The organism is Prevotella corporis DSM 18810 = JCM 8529 (assembly GCF_000430525.1).
Taxonomy (GTDB): Bacteria; Bacteroidota; Bacteroidia; order Bacteroidales; family Bacteroidaceae; genus Prevotella; species Prevotella corporis.
On the sequence record NZ_KE387157.1, the window covers coordinates 30,185 to 53,805 of the forward strand.

Genomic DNA, 23,621 nt, shown 5'->3' on the forward strand with positions numbered 1-23,621 from the left:
CGTGCTTTCACGATGCGATAGCCGAAGCGTTTGAGCATTTCGGGGGCGTTGGGGCAGTCCTTGCGGTGAATCCTGATGCCACCGTTGACCGTGACGAAGCCGAAGACGGGGTCGCCGTAGATGGGGTGGCAGCATTTCGACAGTGAGAACTCTATGCCCTTGAGGTTCTGGTCAATGACGAGTACGTCGTCGTTGTTCTTCAGCAATTCCTCGGTACCGCTTTCGAATTCGAAGTTCTCGGCGCTCTCGGTCTCGCGTGGCTCGTTCAGGTTGTGGTCGCGGTTGAATATCTTTTGGTATTCGTCGATGACGTAGTTCAGGTCGAGTTTCTCCTCGGCAATCTGTCGGTAGAAATCGGATGTCTCTTTGAATCCGAGGTGTTTTACAAGGTGAGCCATCACCTGTTCCTCGATTTCTATCTTCTTGTTCTTGAACCTACGTTCGAGCATTTCCTTTGCATAGAGGCCTTCTTTTATCTGCGTTTCCTTGAGAGCCTGTCTGATTTTTGCTTTCGCACGGGCCGACTTGACTATCTTGAGCCATTCCTGTTTGGGGCTTTGGTTGGCCGATGTCATGATTTCTACAGTGTCACCACTGTGCAGTTCGGTCTTGATGGAGGCATTCTTGCCGTTTATTTTTCCGCCGACACACTGGTTTCCGACTTTCGAATGGATGTGATACGCGAAATCGAGGAGCGTGGCTCCCTTGGGAAACTTCAGCAAGTCGCCCTTGGGTGTGAACACATAGATTTCCTTGTCGTAGAGGTCAAGCTTGAATTGGTCCATGACTTCGAGGTTGTCGCCAGCCTCAAGCGCCGAGCGGATGGATGCCAGCCAGTTGTCCATGCCTCCTTCGGCCTTCACTCCCTTGTAACGCCAGTGGGCTGCCAGTCCGTGTTCGGCTATTTCGTCCATTCTCTCGGTGCGTATCTGCACCTCCACCCATTTCTTCGCTGGTCCAAGTACGGTGATGTGCAGACACTCGTAGCCGTTCGACTTAGGCACTGATATCCAGTCGCGCAGTCGTTTGGGGTTGGGCTGGTACATATCGGTGACGATGGAGTAGGCCTGCCAGCATTGCATCTTCTCCTTGGCTTCGGGAGAGTCAAGAATGATACGGATGGCGAATAGATCGTAGATTCCCTCGAATCCGCATTTCTGCTTCTTCATCTTCTGCCAGATGGAGTGGATGGACTTGGTCCGGCCCTTGATGTGAAAGCGCAGCCCTGCCTTTTGCAGCTCTTTGCTCACAGGTTCGATGAACTCCTTTATGTAGGCGTCGCGCGCTGCCTTTGTCTCGTTGAGCTTTTCCTTAATGAGATAGTAGGCATCGTGCTCCAGATATTTGAGTGACAGGTCTTCCAGCTCGCTCTTCAGCTGATAGAGGCCGAGCTTGTGGGCGAGCGGGGCATAGAGATAGATGGCCTCCTCCGACACTTCGCGCTGCGCTTCCTTGTTGGGCGTGTCTCGAATCTGCCGCATGAGGTTCACGCGGTCGGCTATCATGACGAGAATGACGCGCATATCCTCGGCAAACGACAGCAATAGATTGCGGAAGTTCTCGCTTTCTATGATGGGATTCTTCTTGTAAAGGTTCTGAATGCGCGAAAGTCCCTGAATAATCTTTGCAACGCCAGTCCCGTAGTCTTTCTCTATGGACGGCAACGACGACACTCCAGCCTCGTAACTGCTGTAAAGCAGAATGGCGATGACCGAGTCGCGCTTCAGACCGATGTTCTCTACTGCTATCATCGCTGTCTGAAGCGAGCACAACAGTGAGTTGAGGCCGAACACATTCCGCTCGATGGCATTCCGTTCCTCAAGCATCTTTATATGGTCGGTTATTTTCTGCTGATCCTCTGCCGTCAGCAGATCGCCCAATGCCAGCTTCAGCTTGCCGGTCAGTTCGTGAAAGGTTTCCCTCTCTTCATCGCTAAAAATAATATTTGCATCCATAGGTTGTTAATATAACATGACAAAGATACAAAAAAATAGACAAACGTTCCCCAAATTAAGAAAAAGTATGTATTTTTGCCGTATGGAGAAACTCAAAACCTTTATCTCTATGCTAACACAACATGATGAAACTCAGCTAAGCAATAAGGGAATCAGTGTATCGGAGCTCAACAAACAGCTCGATAATTTCAAGAATGGATTCCCTTTTCTAAGACTCGAAAGTGCAGCAACGGTCGGCAATGGTATCATTCAACTTGATGAGGAGGATTGCCGAATGTATTCCGGCATCTGGGAGAGCTACCTCAACAACGGTAACAAAGTAGTTAAGTTCGTGCCAGCGTCGGGTGCTGCCAGCCGTATGTTCAAGAACCTGTTTGCCTTCATTGACGCACCGTACAGCCAACCCACAACCGACTTTGAGAAGGACTTCTTCGACGGCATAGGCAAATTCGCCTTCTACACTGCGTTGAATGAGCAGTGCAAGACCAACAACGGCCTTACTATCGACGAACTCATAGCCAAGGGCGATTATAAGGCAGTGGTGAGAAATCTTCTGCAAGCCGACGGGCTCAACTACGGACAGTTGCCGAAGGGGCTGCTCGACTTTCACCGTTACGGTGATGACGTGCGGACGGCCATGGAGGAGCATCTCGTCGAGGCGGCTCTGTATGCTGCAAGCGATGGCTTAGCTAATGTTCACTTCACCGTGTCGCACGACCATTTGGAGCTCTTCAAAGCGAAGGTGGAGGCGAAGAAAACTCAATACGAAGAACGTTTCAGCGTAAAATTCAACATATCTTTTTCCGAACAGAAGGAAAGCACCGACACCGTTGCGGCCAATCCCGACAACACGCCGTTCCGCAACGACGACGGCACACTGCTCTTCCGACCTGGTGGTCATGGAGCACTGATACAGAATCTCAATGATATTCAGACAGATGTGGTATTCATCAAGAATATCGACAATATTATTCCCGACAAATTGAAACCAACCACTACCAAGTGGAAGAAGGCTATTGCTGGCGTCTTGGTTTCGCTTCAAAATCATACTTTCTACTTTATCAAGCGTCTGACGACCAGCCAACCTGACAGAGGCGAGCTGCTTGAGATGCTCCGTTTCCTTGAGACGTCGCTGTGTTGTCGCAATTCTTCGGCGGCATCGCTCAACGACGAGCAACTGTCGGCTTATCTGTTGTCCAAGTTCAATCGTCCGATGCGTGTCTGCGGTATGGTACGAAACAGTGGTGAGCCTGGTGGCGGTCCGTTCTTTGCCTACAATGCCGATGGCACGGTGAGCCTTCAGATATTGGAAAGCTCGCAGATAGACAAGGCGAACCCCGACTATGTGCGGATGTTCAATGAGGGTACTCACTTCAATCCTGTCGATTTGGTGTGCGCCATCAATGATTATCAGCACCGTCCGTTCCAGCTTCCCCAGTTTGTTGATTCGTCAACGGGATTCATCAGCACCAAGTCGAAGAACGGCAAGGAACTCAAGGCGCTGGAATTGCCCGGCCTTTGGAACGGTGCGATGAGCGACTGGAACACCGTGTTCGTAGAAGTGCCGGCCATTACTTTCAATCCAGTCAAGACCATCAACGACCTGCTTCGCAAGGAGCACCAGTAAGTGGTCAGACAACATTCCATAGGGAGGATGAGGCGTCATGCCTTATCCTCCCTTTTTTTTATTTTTCCAAACCACGGCTCACCAACCGTAATGGGGAAGGTGAGTGTTGACGATGCGATAGGTAGGTTTTCCCATGACGAATATTATCTATCTTTTTCTGATAATAATATTTTGAAAATCAGTACTTTATCATTTTCTGTTCGTTCGCTGGTTGATGTCGTGCCTGCTGTTGTCAAAAAACAGAAAAATAGCTGCGGGAAAGCCCTTTGACAGGCAATCCCGCAGCGAAGTTTATCTATTCAGAGTTTTTTAGAATAACAATGGTTATTGATATTCAAGTTTCTCTTTTAATCACCAGACGGAGCTGAAATCAGTTGTACCAAATATCTCCGCCTAAAACGTTCGTTCTCGATTCCGTTTCTTGTAGGTTCTCATCCTTAGGCGAGTAATCCTGATAAATCTGTAAGGTTTGTGAATCAGTCATTTTGAACTCCTTTCTTTTAATACTATATTCTGGATAGTGGCTATGACAAAGTTAACTGTTTTTTCGCAAAAATGCAAATTAATTGACACGAAAACTGAAAAATTAATGTTTTTTGTGCAAACGATTGCCTAATTTTACATTTCAACATGCTTCATCTATAATTATTTTAAAGTCAGTGAGTTGAACGGTATTAGCCAATCGTATGAGAGCGGTCAGTGCAGCCTTTATCGCTGCTTCCGAGTAGTTGACTGGGCTACTGTCGCACGTGCCGTCAGGCTTTTTGCCACGAGCCATTGTCGAAGCATTGGCAGGTGTTTTGTATCTATTAATGACTCGGTGGTGGAATTGTTAGTATTTTTCACTAAATAAAATGTTGTTTGTCTAAATTATTGACTAATTTTGCAACATCTTTGCCAGCAATGTCGTCTGGTGGGGCGTCCGTCGGCTGTCGCACCGCAGAAAAGTAGGACAGTAGCAAGGTGACGGAGGCTTAGGCATTTTAGTATTAACATGATATGGAGTCTATAAAAAATATATTCAGAATAGGGAAAGGACCTTCGAGTAGTCACACCATGGGGCCGCAGAGGGCTGCCCTTGTGTTTTTGGACCGTCATCCCGATGCTAAGGCATTCGAGGTGACTCTTTACGGAAGTCTGGCCGCAACGGGCAAAGGCCACTTGACAGATCAGGCCATTGTCGAGGTGCTGAGTCAAGTTGCGCCCGTCGAGATTGTGTGGAAAGCCAACGAGGTGTTGCCCTTCCACACCAATGGGATGCTCTTCAAGTCGTTCAACGAGAGTGGTGAGACCACCGACGAGTGGAAAGTCTATAGCGTTGGCGGCGGAGCGCTCTCCGAAGGGAAAGGCAAGGACGACTTTTTCTACACCCCACCAATCTATGAGCTCAAGTCTATCAGGGAAATTCAGCAGTGGTGCGAGAAGAATGGCCGTGGTTACTGGGAATATGTGGAGATGTGCGAGGATCGCGATATATGGGATTATCTGCGGGAGGTATGGCACACGATGCAGCAATCCGTGGAGAACGGGCTCGACAACGAGGGTGCGCTCCCTGGTCCGCTGAATTTGAGGTGCAAGGCGTCCACCTATTACATCAAGGCACGTGGCTACAAGGCCTCACTTCAGAGCCGAGGATTCGTCTATGCCTATGCCCTTGCAGTGAGCGAGGAGAACGCTTCGGGTGGCACCATTGTCACTGCGCCCACCTGTGGCTCGTGCGGTGTTATGCCGGCCGTGCTCCATCATATTGCGAATGTACACGATTTTTCTGAAAACAAGATAATCCACGCACTGGCGACCGCTGGCATTTTCGGCAACATCGTCAAGCGCAACGCCTCCATTTCGGGTGCCGAGGTGGGCTGTCAGGGTGAGGTCGGCGTGGCCTGTGCTATGGCTTCGGCAGCTGCCTGCCAACTCTTCGGTGGCAGTCCGTCGCAGATTGAGTATGCTGCCGAAATGGGATTGGAGCATCACTTGGGCATGACGTGCGACCCTGTCTGCGGGCTTGTTCAGATTCCCTGTATCGAACGCAATGCCTTTGCAGCCTGTCGTGCGCTCGATGCGCAGCTCTATTCGACCTTCAGTGATGGTCTCCACCTTGTTTCGTTCGACAATGTCGTACAGGTGATGAAGCAAACGGGGCACGACTTGCCATCGCTCTACAAAGAAACAAGCGAGGGCGGACTGGCCAAAGGTTACGTACTATAAATCTATGGAACGCTAACGACCGACTCTGGTCAACCCAATATCATGAAGCGGAGATGCCACAACCTTGTGACATCTCCGCTTTTTTCATGCGTGACATAGCCACCGCTCATCTTCTCGCCATGTTTCGGGCGGCAGTGGCTGACGTTACTATTTCCTGACGATGACCGAACCGTTGGCTTGGTGAGTCGCCAGCACGAGCACCTCGGCTATCTGCACATGCGCAGGTGCACTGGCTGCGTAGAAAGCCACGTCGGCGATGTCGTCGCCCGTGAGTGGCTTGATGCCCTTATACACGTTCTCCGCCTTTGCATCGTCGCCGTGGAAGCGCACGTTGGAGAAGTTGGTCTGCACCAGACCTGGCTTGATGTTGGTCACCCGCACAGCCGACTCTGCCACGTCGATGCGCAAACCGTCGGTGATGGCTTTCACTGCGGCCTTCGTGGCACAATAGACGTTGCCGTTGGCATAGGCAGCGTCGCCCGCCACCGATCCGATGTTGATGACATGGCCACGGTTTCGCTTCACCATTCCCGGCACGATGAACCGTGTCATGTTGAGCAATCCTTTGACATTGGTGTCGATCATCGTGTCCCAGTCGTTGAAATCGCCCTCGTATTCCTTGTCGAGGCCCAGTGCGAGGCCAGCGTTGTTGACCAGCACGTCGATGTCGGCCCATTCGCCGTCGATACTCTCCACGGCCTTCCGTGCAACCTCACGCTCCCGAACGTCGAACGTCAGCGCCAGAACTCTTGCCCCTTGGGCTTCGAGCTGTGTCTTGAGCGCCTCCAGCTTGTCGTGCCTTCTGCCGGTGATGATTACGTTGTATCCGCCGTTTGCAAACTTCTTGGCGCATGCTTCGCCAATACCACTGGTGGCACCTGTCACCATTACAATTTTCTTTTCCATTGTTTTGTATTTTGATTCTTCAGTCTTTTGTCTTTATTGCTGAGCTGACGGTTGTCGCTAAGGGCATCTCGTAACTTTTACCAGCTAAGGATGACCGTTCGCATCGACTGGTTTCGCAGTCCGTCAGATGGTTTACGGCATCAAAATTAGTAAAAATCATCGAACTCTCAAAGCGCATTCTCCGATTTTTCCTTCACAATGTCATTATTTTATGGTCGATGTGCGAGAACTCTTCGGTAGGCCTTTCGCATTCTCTCATTTGGCTTTTGCCGACAGGTTGTCAGCGGTTTTCTTCCAACGGTGTAGCAATGGTTGTGCGATAGCTCACCTTTCGCCGTGCCGAAGCTGACCTTTTATGCACCGAAAGCTAACCTTTTGAGCATCCATTTCTATGCTATTGATAATCAGGCAGTTACAAATATGATTCTAAAGGGTGTTTTCTGTGGCTTCATTGGCTTGGTGTTGAGTGGCATTTTGGGGGATGGCGACGCTCGGCCAACGAGCCTTTGGCTACACGTATCTGAATGCCCATCACTCTGTAGGATTGCCATTTACAGCCGTCTGCCTACCGAAAAAGCCATGTCGCTGCCCTTGTTGCGGGTGTTGACATGGCTTTTGTCTTATGGTGGTTCTGCCGGCTGATGATGGGCACGGTCCGACGGCATCAAATTGTCTCAATGCTCAGCAGACCTTCGAGGTTGGTCGGCACGTGGAAGCTGTCGCAGTTGATGCGTTTCATCTGTTCTGTGCCCTTTCGTGTGATGTGGAATCGCTGGCATCGGCTGTCGTGCTCGCATGCCTTCCGTCTGATGTAGCCTTTCTTTTCGAGCGAGGCTATCACCTTGGAGGCATTCGAACGCGTCAGGTTCAGTGCATCGGCAATTTCTCCGGAGAGCAGGTTTTCGCACTCCGAGAGGACGCAAAGCAGCATCACCTCGTTGATGTTCATGCCGAAAGCGTCTTCCAATTTCAGTTCAAAGGCACCGATGGCACGATAGATGTTCCTGATTTTACAGATACATTGATTGTCCATGATTTCCTGTTGTTGTAGGGCCGTTCTATTTTCCGCTCAGGCCTATTTCAGCAAATGTTGCTTGACCATCTCCTCAAGTTCGGGCTTCATCTTTGCACCGACCGATGTGACGGGCTTTCCTTCCATGGGAATGAAGAGCAGGGTGGGGATGGTCTGAATGCCAAACATGGCTGCCAGCTCCTCGTTTTTGTCAACATCCACCTTATAGACGTCTATCTTGCCGTCGTAGTCGTTGGCTATCTCCTCAACGATGGGGGCGATCATCTTGCACGGTCCGCACCATGTAGCGTAGAAATCGATGATGGCGGGCTTGTCGCCCTTGAACTCCCATTTGTCAGACATCTTCCCAAAGTCCATCACTCTATCCTTAAACATTGCCGTTGTCATTTCTGTTGTCTTCATTTTCTTGTTCTCCTTCTTGTTGTTTTGTGCTACAGTCTCCTGTGCATTCTGTTGTTTAACTTCTTGTTTCTTGTTGGTCTTTGCGCAGCTTCCCAGCATGAGGGAAACGATGGCAAGACCGATAAAAACTATTTTCTTCATTTTTGTGTCTCGGTTTTTGTCTGTTGATGTTTGTTCCACTGCTTGGTTGACTTCCCGTCAGTCAGTGGGTGTTAATGTTTCCTATGGAAAACATTACAAATATAGTGTTTATCTGTATATAAAACAAATTTCCAATAGAAACAATGTGTAGTTGTAACAGGATTTAACGTTAAGCAGTGGTGGCTTAACGGTTATTGTATAAATTCCAAACTTTCAATCCTTACACGGCAATCAATCGTCGTCTGTTGGTCGGTGGGTCATGTTCGGCTGCTCCGTCCGGCAACGAATCCCGTCGTCCACGCAGCTTGCAAGTTGAAACCGCCCGTGATGGCATCGACGTCGAGCAGCTCTCCGGCAAAGAACAGTCCGGGGCAGACTTTGCTTTCGAGTGTGTTGGGGTTGACACTTTTCAGGCTCACGCCGCCGCAGGTGACGAACTCATCGCGGAAAACTCCCTTTCCGCTTACGTGGTGGACATCGTTGGTGAGCGTTTCGATGAGCTTGTTGAGCCCCTTTTTCCCCAATTCGTCCCACGGTTTCTCCTTGTCGATGCCCGTCCGCTCAAGCAAGTAGTGCCACACTCTGGCCGTCAGCTCACCGGGATGCACGTTTGCCGTCAGCTTCTTGGGGTTCTGCCGTGCTATTTGCCTGATTTGCTCCTCCGCCAGCTGTGCGTTGGTCTCGCCGAGCCAGTTGATAGCCACTTCGAAATGGTAGTCGTGGTCGCTGATGTAGCGTGCCGCCACCGACGACAGCTTCAGTGTCGCCGGACCGCTCATGCCCCAGTGGGTGATGAGTAGTGGCCCGTTGGCGCGGAACTTTGTGCCGGGGATGCCCAATACCACAGGTTCGACCACTGCCCCCATGAGGTCGCGGAAGTTCTTGTCGGCGATATTGAACGTGAAGAGCGACGGAACGGGCGGCTCAATCCTGTGTCCCGTCTCCTGAAGGTAGGCCAGTCCTGCCATGCGTGGCGAACCGCCGGTAGTTAGTACGACCTTGTCGAAGGTGCGGGAGGGCCTGTCCTTGAAGTCCACCTCCAAGCGTCCGTCCGCCCGTGGCGCAACCTTCACGAGTTGATGGCGCAGGCACACCGTCACGCCAGCTTTGGCTGCGGTGCGTGTCAGGCAGTCGATTACGGTCTGGGAGCTTTGCGATCGTGGGAACACACATTGGTCATCTTGTGTCGTCAGCTCAACTCCGTGCTGTTCAAACCATTGACAGGCGTCGTTGTTGTCGAACGAGTTGAAAAGCCTTTTCATCAGTTTGTCGCCCCGTGGATAGACGCTCTTCAGATCGTTGATGCCGAGGAACGAGTTGGTGAGGTTGCATCTGCCTCCTCCCGACACGCTAACCTTGGCCAACACACGGCCGCTCTTCTCGAAGATGGTCACCGTGTCGGCCGGATGGCGTTCCTTTGACTGGATGGCGGCAAAGAATCCGGCAGCTCCTCCGCCAATGATGGCAACGTGTTTCCTGTCTGACATATATATAATAAGGTCTCTTTTCAGGGGCGAAGTTAATGAAAAAGCCTGAATTGGGCAAGTTCTATGCCTTTTTTAGTGGGGCGAACGCCGTATGGTTAGTTACGGCTAAGAAAACGAGTGGAAAGAAAATGCTCGTTTGTGGGCGTATCATAGAGAGGATAATCCAAGGAACAGCACACGGAAAAGGCAAGAATATAACAAGAAACACGAGCAAAGCGGAAAATCATTCTTGCCAGAATTTTAGATCATATTGACAGCCTAGAGATACGATAGGTGGCAGAAGCTACTCCCCATCGCCGACCAACAGAAGGAGTTGACGGAACAACCATTTGTAGATGTTAAATAATTTTAAACCGATAGATTATTTTGCCTATTACGACAAATTATGTATTTTTGCAAAAGAATACGCTTATCCCACGTGCATAATGAAACGATTTTTCCTCTTGTTCCTTACTTCCGTTCTGTTTTTGGGTAGCGCCGTTGCGTCTCCCCGAATCAAATGGAATCAAACCTATCAGAATTATTTTAACCGATATAAGGACTTGGCCATCCGTGAGATGCTCCGTTATGGCATTCCGGCCAGCATAACACTGGCGCAGGGGGTACTTGAGAGTGGGGCGGGGCAGAGCCGTTTGGCCACCTTGGGCAACAATCATTTCGGAATAAAGTGCCACGGGTGGACGGGACGGACCATCTCGCACGACGACGACCTTAACGGCGAGTGCTTCAGAGCCTACGACACGCCTCTCGAAAGCTACGAGGACCATTCACTGTTCCTCACCAGGCGTCAGCGCTACAGCAGTCTTTTTCAACTCTCGTGCAAGGATTATCGTGGCTGGGCTCATGGACTGAAGCAGGCAGGATATGCCACCAACCCAAGTTATGCCTACAAGCTCATCGAAATCATAGAACTCTACCAGCTCTACCAGTACGACAATGCCACGAGCTACGCCTTCAACGACGAGCCGAAGCAGAAAGAGACACGTCCGAAGGCCACCACCACCGAGCGTAGGAAAGGATTCGATGTCAACAGCGTCATTCATCAGTTGCGTCCTTACAACCAAAACTTCTATCTTGTAGCCCGTAGCGGCGACACCTTCAAGAGTCTGGCAAAGGAAATCGGTATGAGTGCCCACAAACTGGCGCGAATCAATGAACGAAGCACGAAAGACATCATCTGCGACGGTGAAATCATCTGGACCTGCAAGAAACAAAAGCGTGCCCCACGAGAGTTCAAGAAGCGTCCGCACATCGTTAGAAGTTCAGAGAGCCTCTACGACATCGCCCAAAAATACGGCATCAGGCTGAAAAGCCTCGTCAAGAAAAACCGACGGCTGGCAGAACAGGGAGTCAAGGTGGGCGACGAGGTGAGAATCTATTGATTAATAACTCGTTCGGTGCAAACGTTTGCGCAACAAAAAGAGTAGAAAAGCACAATTTTTTTTGGCTTCCTTCTGCAGTAAGTCGTATCTTTGCATCGTATTTAAGACATTAAAAACTTAGTCAATAAGGTAATAGATTGTAGGGATATCTAACTTTAAAAATAACTTTTTTCATTTCAATGAATTAAAAGGTATTTTAGCTCTAATAGGTAAAATAGATTGGTAGTTTGAAAATTAGTTTTTGTTGATTTGGTAAACCCCCATTCGCTGTTGAAGCAAGTGGGGTTTTTTATGACCGTTCCCGTAAGGAGCGGTTACGTCTTATCATATTGGTAGCCATCGATTGATGATTATTCAGTCATCGTGGGGCCCACAACGAGAGCGAATGGCAGTAAGGTAGCCGACAACCGAACAGTAATCAGTTCTACCCTGATGCCCCGTTCAGTTTACAGTTACGACCATTCACACAGCTCCCAAAAGTGACTGCTTATTCTACTACTATCGAAGCCTTGCGGATGCGAATGTCAGCAAGAGGCCTGTCGTTGTCATCGACGACGGCTTGTTCAATGCGGTTGACGATTTCGAGCCCCTCCACTACTTCACCGAAAACCGTGTAAGTACCGTCCAGATGGGGAGTTCCGCCCACTGTCTTGTAGAGCTCGCGTGTTTCGGGCGACATCTGCACAGTGCTGTCAGTGTAGTGGTTGAGCCGACTTTGCGCCCAGTCCAGTTGTTTGTCGGAGAACTTGATGCCCCAGACGATGTAGAACTGTGTCGATGACGATGCCCGTTGAGGATTCACCTCGTCAGACTCACGTGCTGCTGCCACGGCGCCACGCTTATGGAGCAGTTGTGGGTAATGTATCTCTGCGGGAATGGTGTATTCCTCCGGAGTGTCGCCCAGCATCTGTCCGGGCTTGGCTGTCTTTGAACCCAAATCTCCCGTCTGAATCATGAAGTCTTTGATGACGCGGTGAAAGAGCACACCGTCGTATGCGCCCGCCTTCACTTGCTTAATGAAGTTGTCGCGATGCTTCGGCGTCTCATTGTAGAGCTGGATTCGTATGTTTCCGCTGTCGGTTTCGAGTAGTATTTCCGGTCGTTTGTCTGCCGTTTGTGCGTGCGTTGTCAACGCTGCCACAGCGAACAATAGGATAGTGATGGTCTTTTTCATTCGGATAATGTGTTGATTTCAGATTATTGCCTGTGCCACGGGACGTGAGTACCGATGCACTATTGGCAACAAATTTACTAAAAATCTTTCAAAAGCTCATTATCTTTTTCGTATCTTTGTGGTGAAATATACTGAAGGTGGATTGTATAGATTACCACCGCAGCAGAAAATTAGTTGGTTACGGGTTACGTCTTGCCTTCTTTTCTGTTCTTTTCAGCCCAAATGGCAAGTAGGTTGAGGTGCAAAAGATATAGATGCGGATAAGCATTCTTACACTTTGACATTGGAAAGAATCAGGAAACCTGACAAGAACAATTTATAGAACCCACGTTAATTTTGAGCTTTATGTTACTGATAAAATCTGTGAGAGGAAAGAAGCCTACATGGGGCGAGCGGTGTTTCATAGCCGAAAACGCCACATTGGCAGGCGATATAACAATGGGCGATGACTGTTCGGTGTGGTTTGGTGCGGTGATTCGGGCCGATGTCGCTGGTGTGACCATCGGCAACGAGGTAAACATACAGGATTTGGCTTGTGTTCACCAGACGGCTGGTAGGCCAGTGACTATCGAGGACGGTGTGAGCATCGGTCATGGGGCTGTGGTTCATGCGGCGACCATCCGCAGCGGTGCGCTCATCGGCATGAATGCCACTGTGCTCGACCTTGCAGAAGTGGGTGAGAACGCTGTGGTGGCGGCTGGATCCGTAGTGCTGGCCGGCACGAAGATACCTCCTTGCGAGATTTGGGGCGGCATTCCTGCGCACAAGCTGAAGGATGCCGAGCCTGGCTTTGCACGAGCGTATGCCGATAGTTATCTCGAAACCAAGAAATGGTATTGAATCGCCGACGCGTTGTTACGACTATTGGCTTTTGATTTCTGATTGATGATTCCCTTTTCCTTATATACTGGTAAGCGGAGAGTATGACTCCAATGAGGCATACTCTCCGCTTATTGTTTGTCGAAGGCCTTGATTTGCCGACAGAAGATAGGCTGTTGCCTTCCGCCGTTCGTCAGATGATGCCTCGCAGACGGTCGTCAAATGCCGACAAAGCGGCCTTTGCTCCCTCGCCCATGGCGATAACGATTTGCTTGTAGGGCACGTTGGTGACGTCGCCCGCCGCATAGACGCCCTCAATGGTTGTGCGACAGAATTCATCGACTTTGATTTCGTGTCGTGGGGTCATATCGAGTTGCTCCTTGAAGGGCTCGCTGTTGGCCGCAAGACCTATCTGAACGAACACACCGTCGATACCGATGCTGCGCTCTTCGTCGTTCGTTCGGTCCTTGACGGTTATCGCCGTCAGCCTCGTACCGTCGCCCTCCACCTTTGTCACCTGTGAGTTGGTGAAAATCTGCAGGTTGTCGAGCGTGGCAGCCTTCTGCTGCAGCACGGTGTCGGCTTTCGGATGGTCGCTGAATTCATAAACGCTCACGCTGTTGCAGATGCCCGACAGGTCGATGGCTGCTTCGAGACCAGAGTTGCCCGCGCCAATAACTGCCACGTTCTTGCCCTTATAGAAGGGCCCGTCGCAGTGCTGACAGAAGTGGATTCCGTGTCCGATGTATTTCTCTTCATCAGCCACGCCGAGTCGTCGCCAACTGGCGCCTGTGGCGATGATGACCGCAGGTGCGAAGAATGTCTCTCTTCCTTTCACGCCGATCGACTTTTCCTTTCCGCTGAAGTCAACATGTGTCAGCTTTCGGTGCTCGAAAATGTCGATGGGATAGGTGCCGATGTGAGCTTTAAGGTCAGCGGCGAGCTGCGTTCCGTTGGTCTGCGGTACGGAGATGAGGTTCTCTATGCCTGTGGTGTCGTTCACCTGACCGCCAATGCGTTCTGCCACGACTGCCACGCGGAGTCCTTTTCGTGCCGAATAGATGGCTGCCGACGCACCGGCAGGACCGCCTCCCACTACGATTACGTCGTGATGGTGTTCCACCGGCTCAGCGTTGTCGTCTGTTTCGCTACCCACCATGTCCTCCAACTTTTGGAGAAGGATTCCAAGGTCGCCCCGTCCGATGTGCAACGACTCACCGTTGCAGTAAACTGCGGGCACGCCCTGGATGCCTAATTCGCTCACCTCCTGCTGAAAGAGACCACCGTCTATCATTTCATGCCTGATGTTAGGATTGATGAGCGACATGAGATTGAGTGCCTGAACCACGTCCGGACAATTAGTACATGTCAGCGATACGTAGGTTTTTAGTGCTATGTTACCCTTGAGTGCCTTGATGCGCCGTTGCGTTGTCTCATCGGGGAAATTCTTTCCCTGACCATCTGCATTGAGAACGGCGAGCAGCAGCGACGTGAACTCGTGTCCGTTGGGAATGCCCCTGAAGCTGATGCCTGTCGGTTGGCCGTCTCTGACCAAACCGAAGCGGAGTTCCTGTCCTTCCACCTCGTTGTACTCAGCCTTCAGCCGATCGGAAACCGACGTGAACTCGTCGATGAACTGACGCATTTCTGCCGTCTTTTCGTTTTCTTTGGCTAAGGCTACGTTGAGCGTTATCTCCGACTTCAGCGAGGCGAAGATGCCCTTCACTTGTTCTAAAATGCTTTGGTCTAACATAAGCAGCTAAGATTTAAAAGACTCCTCCCATGGTGAGGAGGAGCAGTTGTCAAAGTATTTTTTCTCTTAAAGTTTACCCACGAGGTCGATGCTGGGTTTCAAAGTGTCAGCACCCTCGTTCCATTTTGCTGGACAAACCTCACCTGGGTGTGATTCAACGAACTGTGCTGCCTTCACCTTGCGCACCAATTCGTCGGCGTTACGCCCGATACTGTTATCTTGCATCTCCACCAGCTTGATGAGTCCCTGTGGGTTTACGACGAATGTGCCACGGTAAGCCACTCCCTCGTCTTCCTTATAGACACCGAAACCTTTGGCCAGTACGCCCAATGGGTCGGCAAGCATGGTGTAGTTGATTTTCTTAATGCTGTCGGAAGTGTCGAACCATGCCTTGTGTACGAAGTGTGTGTCGCAGCTCACTGAGAAAACCTCAACTCCCATCTTCTTCAACTCCTCGTACTTGCCTGCCAAATCAACCAACTCGGTTGGGCAAACGAATGTGAAGTCGGCTGGATAGAAGAAGAAAATCGCCCACTTGCCTTTGATGTCGTCACTTGAAACTGTCTTAAACTCACCGTTCTGGAATGCCTGAACCTTAAATTCAGGAGCTTGTGCATTGATTATTGTCTGCATAATTCTTTACTGTTTTAAATTTGTTTATTGCAAAGTTAGCTATATTCTACTCTCGCTCCAAATGATAAAATCAATGAGTTAATAGATTAAATCTATAATTATGTATAACCCATTGATTTACAGTCGCTTTGTGACCGAAAACAAATTTTCATCTCACTTGTTTTTTATCGCCAGACGGTCATGCTTCCCCAATCGCTCATTCGACCTCGTGCTCACAATGAATTGATGGGCTGATGGTTTCCCGACTGCTCTCATTCGTTTGTCGGTATCTTTACTGCCGTTCTTTCTTTGCGTAGCCCGCTATTTTTTTAAAGAACGATCAACAAACTGAACGGCAATCAAACAATAGCAGAAGTGACGTTGATGACAGAATAGGGATGAAGCGTTTGTGAGACGGTGGGAGGACTTATCAGGCCTAAAAAACGTGGGAACGAGTGGTTGGCTGTAAGTTGTTGATTTTCAATCAGATATATTTTACCATTCAAAAGGTGAGCTATTACCGTGCAAAAGGTGAGCTTTTGCATTGCGAAAGATGAGCTTTTGCCATGCGTTGGCTTAGATATGGTTGGTGATGGGCGAGGATGGGGCATGAAAAAGGGCTGAAACCCATGTTCGGATTTCAGTCCTTAGTCTGTTATGGATTACCCGTCAGTATTGAGACGGTAATCGGAATCGGTCCGTTGGCTACCTCACAACGACCTTCTTTCCGTTCATCATGTAGATGCCCTTAGGCAGACTGTTGACGGTCTGTCCGGCATTGAGTCTTGCCACCTTGCGTCCCTGAAGGTCGAACACGTTGGCTGGCTGTGTGACAACAGCTTCGTCGATGGCCTGGATGCCATCTGTCGTTGTGCCGATGATTCTGATCAGGAGTGAGTTGGTGGTTGCGTCAGCCATTTCATTGGCAGCAAAGAATGCACGGAAGGAGGCAGGAGCGAAGGCCGACTGATAGTCGAATTGAGAGCCTTGCTCGTTGATGCCGAATGCACGGCTGCTGTTCAGGTTGGTCGCTGAACTGTAGTAGGTGTAGCGTGGCGAGCTTGTCATGCATGGGTTGTCAGCTGTGATTTCCGCATCCTCGGCACTGAATCTTACTTGCTTGTTCACCAGTGCGGCGGGAACTCCGATGAGGTAGGGCAGATCCTTGCTCATTTCAGGTGCATGGCTGAAATAGACGATGTTGTCCTTCTGCTCGCTGAAGCTCATCAGCCAGAATTGCTTACCCTTGTCGGTAGCCGACTTGTACCAGTCGATGTCGTTTCCGTCAGCCGTTATCTTGGTTGCGTCGAACGGTAGCGACAGTGTCTCCCATCCCTTGTTGTTGCTCAGCGCCTGTTTCAAGATGCGGGTGTAGGCTATTTTCTCGGCCTTGAACGAAACTGGGCAGTAGAATGCCTTGCCGTCGGTCAGCTCAATGTTGGCCGCTACCCCGTTGACGATCACGTTTTTGTTCTCCAAGCCCTTGGTGCTGCCGTAGCGCGAGACGTAGTAAAGTGTGTTGGGATTGCTGTTGGGCTTAACGCTCGTATAAACAGCGCTGCTCAAATCGACTGCCGCTGCTGCCTCGTTAACCACGATATTGCTGGTGGCGGGCTGCGTAAGCTCGGTTCCGTCGGCCATATAGCTGATAATTCCCCGCTTGAGGGTCACTATCTTGTAATCCCTCATCTCCTGATAGCCCTTGAATGCGACTAGCATGTATTGTCCGTCGGAGAGGCCGCCGAACGCGAAATCTACGTCGATGCTCTCCCCGTTCTTGATTTTGGCATTGACAGAAGTCAGATTGAGGGGATATTGACTTGATGAATCGAAGATGCCGACGTTGATGTTTCCATTGTAATCGCCTGCCGTACTTGTGATGTGGGCTTTGCCGCTGATTTTGTTGCCATAGACCGTGCCAGCCTGTTCGCCGTTGATGGTGAAGGTAGAGCCCAGTATCACAGAGCTGCTGTTAGTAGATGTGATGGTCACATCTCCTTGTTTGAGCACGTCCTTGCCCTCATCGTCGGACGTTACGTAAAGGGTATGTTTGCCAGTGGATGCCGGAGTGAACTGCATTTCCACCTCGATGGTCTGACCTTCCTTGACAGTGGGCGATATGAGTGCCACCTCTTCGCGAGTGGTTGATGCGGGTTCGGTGACGAACAGATAGAGTGTGCCGTAAAATTCGTGAGTGCCGTTGTTCTTGATGCTGAACTTCACGGGCTGGGGGGTGCGTGTCGTCTTGTCGCCGATGAACTGCAAATCGCCCAACTCAAGCTTGTCGGTACGGGTTATCGGGTCGAACTCGTTGGTTATCTGACCGTTCGCATCAACATGAACGATGACATACATGCTGGGGTCGAACGTCCAGTCGGTCGTGCCATAGACACGGCTCACTGGAGTCAGCTTATAGGTCTTGTTGCGCTCAAGTTTCGAGAGATAGAGTCTGTGTGAATAGGAATACATAAACTTGAGAGTCTTGTTTCTCTCGATGCTGGTCGCCTCGCCTGAGATGTTGCCTTGGTCGTCGATGATTCCGACTGCGTAGTCGAATGTGCCGTCAATGCCTGCGCCATTGCTGAACTCCAACGAGATCAACCTGTTCTCCACGTCCGTGATACCCATTTTAAGACCGTCTTTTGGCAGATTGGCGGGAGCTCCCGGCTGAATGCCGATGACTGCTTGCTGGTCGATGGCATAACCATCGTTGGTCGTACTTGCGCCGATGCCTGACGTGTTGTCCGGGTTCAGTACGGAAATGAGGAAGTATCCGTTGCTCATGCCGCCCCAACCCCAATTGACGTGGTAGAGACCTTGACCATCGTAGCCGTCGATGACGAAGCAATGGCCGCCGCCAGTTGATGCGCCGCAGAAAACTACTGGTCTGTGCGCTTTCATTTCCTTGTAGAGAGCGTTGTCAAAGTCAACGGAAGTCATGTTCTTTCGGTCGATACAGTAGGCGGAATAGTCGAAATACTTGTAGAGAGCAGGTGCGATTGACTCGGTGATAGCTCCCGAACCACCAGCTGCGCTCACGTTGTAGTCCATCTTCACCGCAGCTCCCACCCATGCCATCAGGTCGGCCACGGCATCGACGTTGGCCTTCGGATCGCTTGTTCCGGTGTATTCAGGCAACATATCCTTCCAGCTCAGTGTTGAATTGGCGGGAATTTCTGGTACGGTAACATTCTTCGTGAACGTTGTATAGGTAGGGATGGTCGCCGTGGTCTTCTCCGGCCACTGGTGGTAGTACATCGTCTGTGCCATGGCAGTGGCTACACAGCCCGTGACAAATCGTTTGCTACTGGGCAATTTGCCCGACTTCGGACAGTGTTGGTTATAAGCGCCGTCCTGATTCCAGTTGCATTTGAGCAGCGGGCGTATGGGATTGCGCGTGGCATCGCCCTGTCCAGGAACGGTGGTTGACATATCTGCGTTCTGTTTGTCGAGTTGGTTGATCTGATCAGCGTAACTCTGCAGGAAACTCCTCATGTTCTCAGGAACGGAGGATAGGTTGAATGAGCCCGTATCGCTGTAACCGAGCACTTTTTCGGTGCGGTCGTCGCCCGATACGACAACGAATCCCTGTTCGCTGCCAGCATTGAATACGTAGTAGGCCGACGGTGTTTCGGTTTTAGCATTGCTTTGCTTGCGCGGCGCTGCATAGGCCATGCGCGGTGTTTTCATCTTGATGCCCTTTGTCTGTAGGAATCGCTTTGCCGTACGAAGTGCATCTGATTTTGTTACTGGTGCCGCGAATACTATTTGTGTCGTAAAGAGCAACAGTAACAGTAGGTAATTTTTATTCGCCATAATGAAGATAATATTTAATAGTGTAATTTAGATTATTTGAAATTCGGCCACAAAGATAATGAAAAAGGATGTTATTCTGTGTGAAAGGTAAGATTTTTTTCTCTTTTAGTTGCAAATTGTTTTTTCATTGGTGCATTTCCCCATCTTTTTCGGCATGTTTGGACGGGCGAGAAGGGTGGGGAGAAGTGCGCGGAGCTGTTCTCTTCGTTGTGAATTATTCAGCAACGGTTTCCCGTTGACTATGCCCCTGAATGTGAAAGCTCACCTTTCGAATTCCAAAAGCTCACCTTTTATCGTCCAAAAGCTCACCTTTTAGGCTGCGATAGGTGAGCTTTAGAGAGCAAAAGCGCATCTTCCTGATTATCAGTTTCTTATAAGTGTGGTTGGAAAGGTTTTTTAATGATTGCTATTCCTATGCTTTCTTGGTGGTGGTCTTTCGTGCACAATCGGCCGTTGGGCAGCCATTCGGTGGCAGATGTTGCCCTCATGCCGTTCATATCAGCATCAGCGGCCTATCGGGAGTTGCCCCGATGGGGAATGTTGGACGAAAAAGCCATCCAGCCATGATGAACGGCTGGATGGCAATGCAAAAAGATTGAAACATATTTAGGGAATTAATCCCTCAAAGAGTAGGTTACTGTCGTCACGACTCGCACCTTCTTTATATATGGTGTGTTAGAGTCACGGTCGTCGATGGAGAACTGTCCCTGGTCGGCACTTACTATCTTGTTGAGCGTGCTGTGGCTGTTTTCGGCGAATTGCTTGGCCGTGAGCTCGGCATTCTCTATCGCTTCTTGCATCATCTTGGGCTTCATGGCCTTGAAATTGGTAAATTCGTACTTGATGGGGTTGGCATATCCGCCATCGACGATGGCTACTCCCTGTTTGAGAAGCTCGCCTTGACGCGCTATGATGCCTCGGACGAGTTTCACTTGGTTGCTCGTCACGGTGATGATGCTGGTGATGTTGTAGCGGTAGCCCTTGTTGTTCTCGCTGTATTGCTCGGCATTCAGGTCGATGACAACGGGCGCATTGACCTCAATTTCATTGGGTTTGACACCGTTGCTGATGAGGAAACTGCGTATTTTCTGTTGTGTCTGTCCGATGCTTCCGTAGAGTTCGGGCAGACTGTTGCCGAGTTCTTTCGACAGGATGGGCCATGTTACCTTGTCGGCGGCTACCTCTTTCTCGGCGAGTCCCTTCACACTCACCTTACGATCCTTGTTGGCAAAATTGTCGATTCCGGCCTTGATGCAGAAGCCCAGCACAGCGATGCCGAGAGCAGTGATGAGCGATGAGATGATTCTTTCTTTCATAAGTCTGGGGATTTAGTAGTTACAAGGCGGATCTGCGATGTCTTTCCGCACGAGCAGGTCTGCGATGTCAGATGCCGCTTCCTCTGCCTTTATGTTGACAAAGATAAGAAACAATTATCGAAAAAATATAAATTTTCGTTTAAAAAATGTTTAATCGTGTCGAAGAATTAAGAAATATCGCTGCGCTCGTTGATTCTCCGCACCGCCATAGATCATCATCCTACTCCAATTCCACACGTTTATATGGTTTTCCCGTCTGTCTTGCTGCGCCCGTCATGGACCTCAATAGTCGGCTTTTCATATAAAAGATGTTTAATGATGGGGCGAATTGTCATTAAATAAGAAAATATATGTAATTTTGTGTGTTATTTTTGAAGATGAATAATCCCTGAAATGAACAACTGACACACAGTTAATCAATGAGAACATACAACCAGCGACAGGCCGAACAACGAATGAACGAACTCGCAAGCGAAGGAAAGGAGTTTGTTTTCGTCATCAGTTACGACATGCAACATTCTTATATAGAGGAAGTTGGCAGTGTTAACGACCAAGAGATGCTCTACGCTTTCCCACACATCAACAATCTACCAGAAGGCGAGAGCCCAGCCACCACCCCCGTCAGATGGACGTTTGACGCCCCTGACAGGGCAAAGTATGAGCGGAGCATCAACCATGTGAAGCAGAACCAGTGCGAAGGGAACTGCTATCTGGCCAATCTGACGTGCCGTGTGCCCGTGGAAACCAACCTCACCATGCGTGAGATTTTCCTCCGTTCGGAAGCGAAATACCGCTGTTGGATGAAGAATCGGTTTGTCTGTTTCTCACCAGAGATTTTCGTGCGAGTAGCGAACGGTAAAATCAGCTCATTTCCCATGAAGGGAACTATCGACGCTACGCTCCCCAATGCAGAGGAAACACTGATGAATAACTCGAAAGAGGCGGCGGAACACGCTACTATAGTGGACCTTATACGCAACGACTTGAGTATGGTGGCTGACCATGTGGAGGTGGAACGCTATCGGTATGTTGACCATCTGACGACGAACAAGGGCGAGATACTTCAGACAAGTTCGGAGATTACCGGACGACTGTTGCCCTACTACATGAGCCATGTCGGCGAGATGATTTTCAAACTCCTGCCCGCTGGTTCCATAACGGGCGCTCCTAAGCCCAAGACGGTGGAGATTATCGCCGAGGCTGAGGGCTACGAACGAGGCTTTTACACGGGAATCATGGGCCATTGGGCAGACGGAAGACTCGACAGTGCGGTGATGATACGCTTCATCGACTGCGAGAAGGGCCAACTCTACTACAAGGCTGGTGGAGGAATAACGGCAAGGAGCAACAACGACGACGAATACAACGAGGTAATTGAGAAGATTTATGTGCCGATTTATTGAAACCATACGTGTGGAAAGGGGAGTGGTGAGCAATGCAGCGTATCATCTGCGGCGCATGAACGCCACGCGGAAGCACTTCTGGGGCGATGCCAGAGAACTGCGGATGGAGGACTTCGCCACGGCCATCGACCCTCGGATGGACTGCGCTAAGCTGCGGTTCGAGTATGATGGCACCGACATTTACAACCTCAGCTGCACTCCTTACTCACGGCGCACCGTCCGTTCGCTAAGGCTTGTCACCGACAATGGGATAGATTATTCATACAAGAGTGCCGACCGGTCGGCACTCGACAGACTGAAGGCTATGCGAGACGGCAGCGACGAGGTAATCATAGTGAGAAACGGACTGCTCACCGACACGTCATACACCAACATAGCACTGTTTGACGGCTGCGAATGGCTGACTCCCAAGTTGCCGTTGCTGGCCGGAACACAACGGGCGAGCCTCATTGACCGTCAGCGGTTGAGAGAAGCCGACATCAGGGCTGACGACTTGTGGTCGTTCGACTACATTGCTCTGTTCAATGCCATGATGAATCTCGGTGAAATGATTCTGCCTGTGAGGACGTCCGTCAAACGAAAATAGGGCGGAGGATGGTTACAAAAAAGGCAACCCATGAGAGTTGCCTTTTATTTTCAGACTGTTTCAAATCGCTGACACTGAACAGTTTATGTTTCTTTTCTGATTTTTTTGTCACTCGTCAGCAATCTTTCTGAACAAGCCTATATAGCTTCCGATTACTTATTTCTCTAAATCGATTTTCCCTAATATAATGAGTGCTTCGGCAACGATAGCCGCAACGGTGGTTAAAATTCCGAATGTAAACATAATTTTTTTCCTTTCTTTTCGTTGTGCATGCCCCTTTGGCACGCGGTTATTATTCTTTTCACTTGTTAAAACGCTGCAAAGTTAGGAAGAAAAGTCCATCTGAACAAGCAAAAGCCTGATTTACAGCCCACAAACAGACCTTTTGTTGACGTAGGTCAACTGTCTTGACATGGGTCAAAAAATAAAGGATGAACCATCGAAAATAGCTCCGAAAGGTTGCAGGGTCATTGCGCTAAACTTAACTTTGCGGTGGAAACAAAGATTTAAAACAGAAACATTATGGACGAGTTAATTACTAAGAATCAGGCAGTTGAAACGACTTTCGACTTGCGATTTAAGCAAATTCAAGCCAGTCGCAGAGCGGCTCTTGCCCGTAAGGAAGATCATCAGGGTGCCCCCGATCATCGAAAGCTTGACTGAACCTTGCTGACGGAATGCCGAAGCAGGTTGAAGGGTGACAGAAGCAGTACGGAAATCAACTGAAACCAACGTCAGAAAAGATGGTTAGTAACTTGTTGATATTCAGTGAAATATATTTCCGTTTGCAAAAGCTCACCTATCGCTATACCAAGACAATGATTAAAATGTATCTAATTGAAAATAAAGAAGTTGCATTGTTAGTGAAACTAAACAGGTAACGATTTAGAAACGAGCGAGCTACTTGGCTTCGCTGTTTTCTGCCTAACAAAGAACGCTTGTTATTCTGTTTGCAAAGATAAGACTTTGTTACCGAATAACAAGCGTTTTTGATGAAATAT

Annotated in this window: 21 protein-coding genes; 10 read left to right on the plus strand and 11 right to left on the minus strand. The window is 49.7% G+C overall.

Going from position 1 to position 23,621, the window contains the following annotated elements:
- Positions 1 to 1,955: RelA/SpoT family protein (locus tag H515_RS0111530; protein WP_036891932.1), on the minus strand; the 1,955-nt coding region annotated here is incomplete at its 3' end.
- Positions 1,956 to 2,064: 109 nt separating this feature from the next.
- On the opposite strand from H515_RS0111530, the gene H515_RS0111535 reads away from it, so the two are divergent.
- Positions 2,065 to 3,582, plus strand: coding sequence for a DUF4301 family protein (locus tag H515_RS0111535; RefSeq protein ID WP_028901979.1), 1,518 nt, complete (start codon positions 2,065 to 2,067; stop codon positions 3,580 to 3,582).
- A gap of 625 nt (positions 3,583 to 4,207) precedes the next feature.
- Here the strand turns inward: H515_RS0111535 and H515_RS14650 are convergent.
- A complete protein-coding gene (locus H515_RS14650) occupies positions 4,208 to 4,360 on the minus strand; it encodes a hypothetical protein (protein WP_154653706.1) in 153 nt (50 codons plus the stop codon).
- Between the two features lie 221 nt (positions 4,361 to 4,581).
- Here H515_RS14650 and H515_RS0111545 point away from each other — a divergent pair, with 221 nt between their 5' ends.
- Entirely contained in the window at positions 4,582 to 5,790 is a 1,209-nt protein-coding gene (locus tag H515_RS0111545; RefSeq protein WP_025874917.1) for an L-serine ammonia-lyase, read from the plus strand.
- A gap of 147 nt (positions 5,791 to 5,937) precedes the next feature.
- Here the strand turns inward: H515_RS0111545 and H515_RS0111550 are convergent, their stop codons facing one another.
- On the minus strand, positions 5,938 to 6,696 hold the full coding sequence (locus H515_RS0111550; RefSeq protein ID WP_025874919.1) for an SDR family NAD(P)-dependent oxidoreductase: 759 nt from the start codon (positions 6,694 to 6,696) through the stop codon (positions 5,938 to 5,940).
- Between the two features lie 420 nt (positions 6,697 to 7,116).
- On the opposite strand from H515_RS0111550, the gene H515_RS0111555 reads away from it, so the two are divergent.
- Positions 7,117 to 7,338, plus strand: a complete 222-nt coding sequence (locus tag H515_RS0111555; RefSeq protein ID WP_154653707.1) for a hypothetical protein — start codon at positions 7,117 to 7,119, stop codon at positions 7,336 to 7,338.
- A 22-nt stretch (positions 7,339 to 7,360) separates the two neighbouring features.
- Here H515_RS0111555 and H515_RS0111560 read toward each other — a convergent pair whose 3' ends face one another.
- The 3 genes from H515_RS0111560 to H515_RS0111570 all read right to left on the minus strand — a co-directional run bounded on the left by H515_RS0111560 (position 7,361) and on the right by H515_RS0111570 (position 9,759).
- On the minus strand, positions 7,361 to 7,729 hold the full coding sequence (locus H515_RS0111560) for a MarR family winged helix-turn-helix transcriptional regulator (RefSeq protein WP_025874922.1): 369 nt from the start codon (positions 7,727 to 7,729) through the stop codon (positions 7,361 to 7,363).
- A gap of 42 nt (positions 7,730 to 7,771) precedes the next feature.
- Positions 7,772 to 8,272, minus strand: a complete 501-nt coding sequence (gene trxA, locus H515_RS0111565) for a thioredoxin (RefSeq protein ID WP_028901980.1) — start codon at positions 8,270 to 8,272, stop codon at positions 7,772 to 7,774.
- Between the two features lie 257 nt (positions 8,273 to 8,529).
- Positions 8,530 to 9,759, minus strand: coding sequence for a BaiN/RdsA family NAD(P)/FAD-dependent oxidoreductase (locus H515_RS0111570; RefSeq protein ID WP_025874924.1), 1,230 nt, complete (start codon positions 9,757 to 9,759; stop codon positions 8,530 to 8,532).
- A 35-nt stretch (positions 9,760 to 9,794) separates the two neighbouring features.
- Between H515_RS0111570 and H515_RS0111575 the strand changes: the two genes are divergently transcribed.
- Both H515_RS0111575 and H515_RS0111580 read left to right on the plus strand, forming a co-directional pair.
- Positions 9,795 to 10,013: a hypothetical protein gene (locus tag H515_RS0111575; protein WP_025874926.1), complete on the plus strand. Its 219-nt coding sequence runs from the start codon at positions 9,795 to 9,797 to the stop codon at positions 10,011 to 10,013.
- Positions 10,014 to 10,184: 171 nt separating this feature from the next.
- A complete protein-coding gene (locus H515_RS0111580) occupies positions 10,185 to 11,141 on the plus strand; it encodes a glucosaminidase domain-containing protein (protein WP_025874928.1) in 957 nt (318 codons plus the stop codon).
- Positions 11,142 to 11,628: 487 nt separating this feature from the next.
- Here the strand turns inward: H515_RS0111580 and H515_RS0111585 are convergent, their stop codons facing one another.
- Positions 11,629 to 12,315 (minus strand): peptidylprolyl isomerase, encoded by a 687-nt coding sequence (locus H515_RS0111585; protein ID WP_028901981.1) that lies wholly within the window; start codon positions 12,313 to 12,315, stop codon positions 11,629 to 11,631.
- Between the two features lie 345 nt (positions 12,316 to 12,660).
- Between H515_RS0111585 and H515_RS0111590 the strand changes: the two genes are divergently transcribed.
- Positions 12,661 to 13,155 carry a gamma carbonic anhydrase family protein gene (locus H515_RS0111590; protein WP_025874930.1) on the plus strand — a complete coding sequence of 165 codons (495 nt, stop codon included), beginning with the start codon at positions 12,661 to 12,663 and terminating at the stop codon, positions 13,153 to 13,155.
- A gap of 172 nt (positions 13,156 to 13,327) precedes the next feature.
- Here H515_RS0111590 and ahpF read toward each other — a convergent pair whose 3' ends face one another.
- From ahpF to H515_RS0111605, 3 genes are all read right to left on the minus strand, one after another.
- Positions 13,328 to 14,887 (minus strand): alkyl hydroperoxide reductase subunit F, encoded by a 1,560-nt coding sequence (gene ahpF / locus H515_RS0111595; RefSeq protein WP_025874932.1) that lies wholly within the window; start codon positions 14,885 to 14,887, stop codon positions 13,328 to 13,330.
- A 66-nt stretch (positions 14,888 to 14,953) separates the two neighbouring features.
- Complete coding sequence (gene ahpC, locus H515_RS0111600) at positions 14,954 to 15,520, minus strand: alkyl hydroperoxide reductase subunit C (RefSeq protein ID WP_025874934.1); 567 nt, start codon at positions 15,518 to 15,520, stop codon at positions 14,954 to 14,956.
- Between the two features lie 684 nt (positions 15,521 to 16,204).
- A complete protein-coding gene (locus H515_RS0111605) occupies positions 16,205 to 19,315 on the minus strand; it encodes a C10 family peptidase (RefSeq protein WP_028901982.1) in 3,111 nt (1,036 codons plus the stop codon).
- A 399-nt stretch (positions 19,316 to 19,714) separates the two neighbouring features.
- Between H515_RS0111605 and H515_RS14655 the strand changes: the two genes are divergently transcribed.
- The gene (locus tag H515_RS14655) at positions 19,715 to 19,882 is read left to right on the plus strand and encodes a hypothetical protein (RefSeq protein ID WP_154653708.1); all 168 of its coding nucleotides are present in this window, start codon (positions 19,715 to 19,717) and stop codon (positions 19,880 to 19,882) included.
- A 47-nt stretch (positions 19,883 to 19,929) separates the two neighbouring features.
- Here the strand turns inward: H515_RS14655 and H515_RS0111615 are convergent, their stop codons facing one another.
- The gene (locus H515_RS0111615; protein ID WP_028901983.1) at positions 19,930 to 20,631 is read right to left on the minus strand and encodes an SIMPL domain-containing protein; all 702 of its coding nucleotides are present in this window, start codon (positions 20,629 to 20,631) and stop codon (positions 19,930 to 19,932) included.
- A gap of 419 nt (positions 20,632 to 21,050) precedes the next feature.
- On the opposite strand from H515_RS0111615, the gene H515_RS0111620 reads away from it, so the two are divergent.
- The 3 genes from H515_RS0111620 (at position 21,051) to H515_RS14660 (ending at position 23,283) form a co-directional block, all read left to right on the plus strand.
- A complete protein-coding gene (locus H515_RS0111620) occupies positions 21,051 to 22,034 on the plus strand; it encodes an aminodeoxychorismate synthase component I (protein ID WP_028901984.1) in 984 nt (327 codons plus the stop codon).
- A complete protein-coding gene (locus H515_RS0111625; protein WP_028901985.1) occupies positions 22,018 to 22,620 on the plus strand; it encodes an aminotransferase class IV in 603 nt (200 codons plus the stop codon). Before H515_RS0111620 ends, H515_RS0111625 begins: the two co-directional genes overlap by 17 nt.
- 522 nt (positions 22,621 to 23,142) lie before the next feature.
- A complete protein-coding gene (locus H515_RS14660; protein ID WP_154653709.1) occupies positions 23,143 to 23,283 on the plus strand; it encodes a hypothetical protein in 141 nt (46 codons plus the stop codon).
- Positions 23,284 to 23,621: the final 338 nt, after the last annotated feature.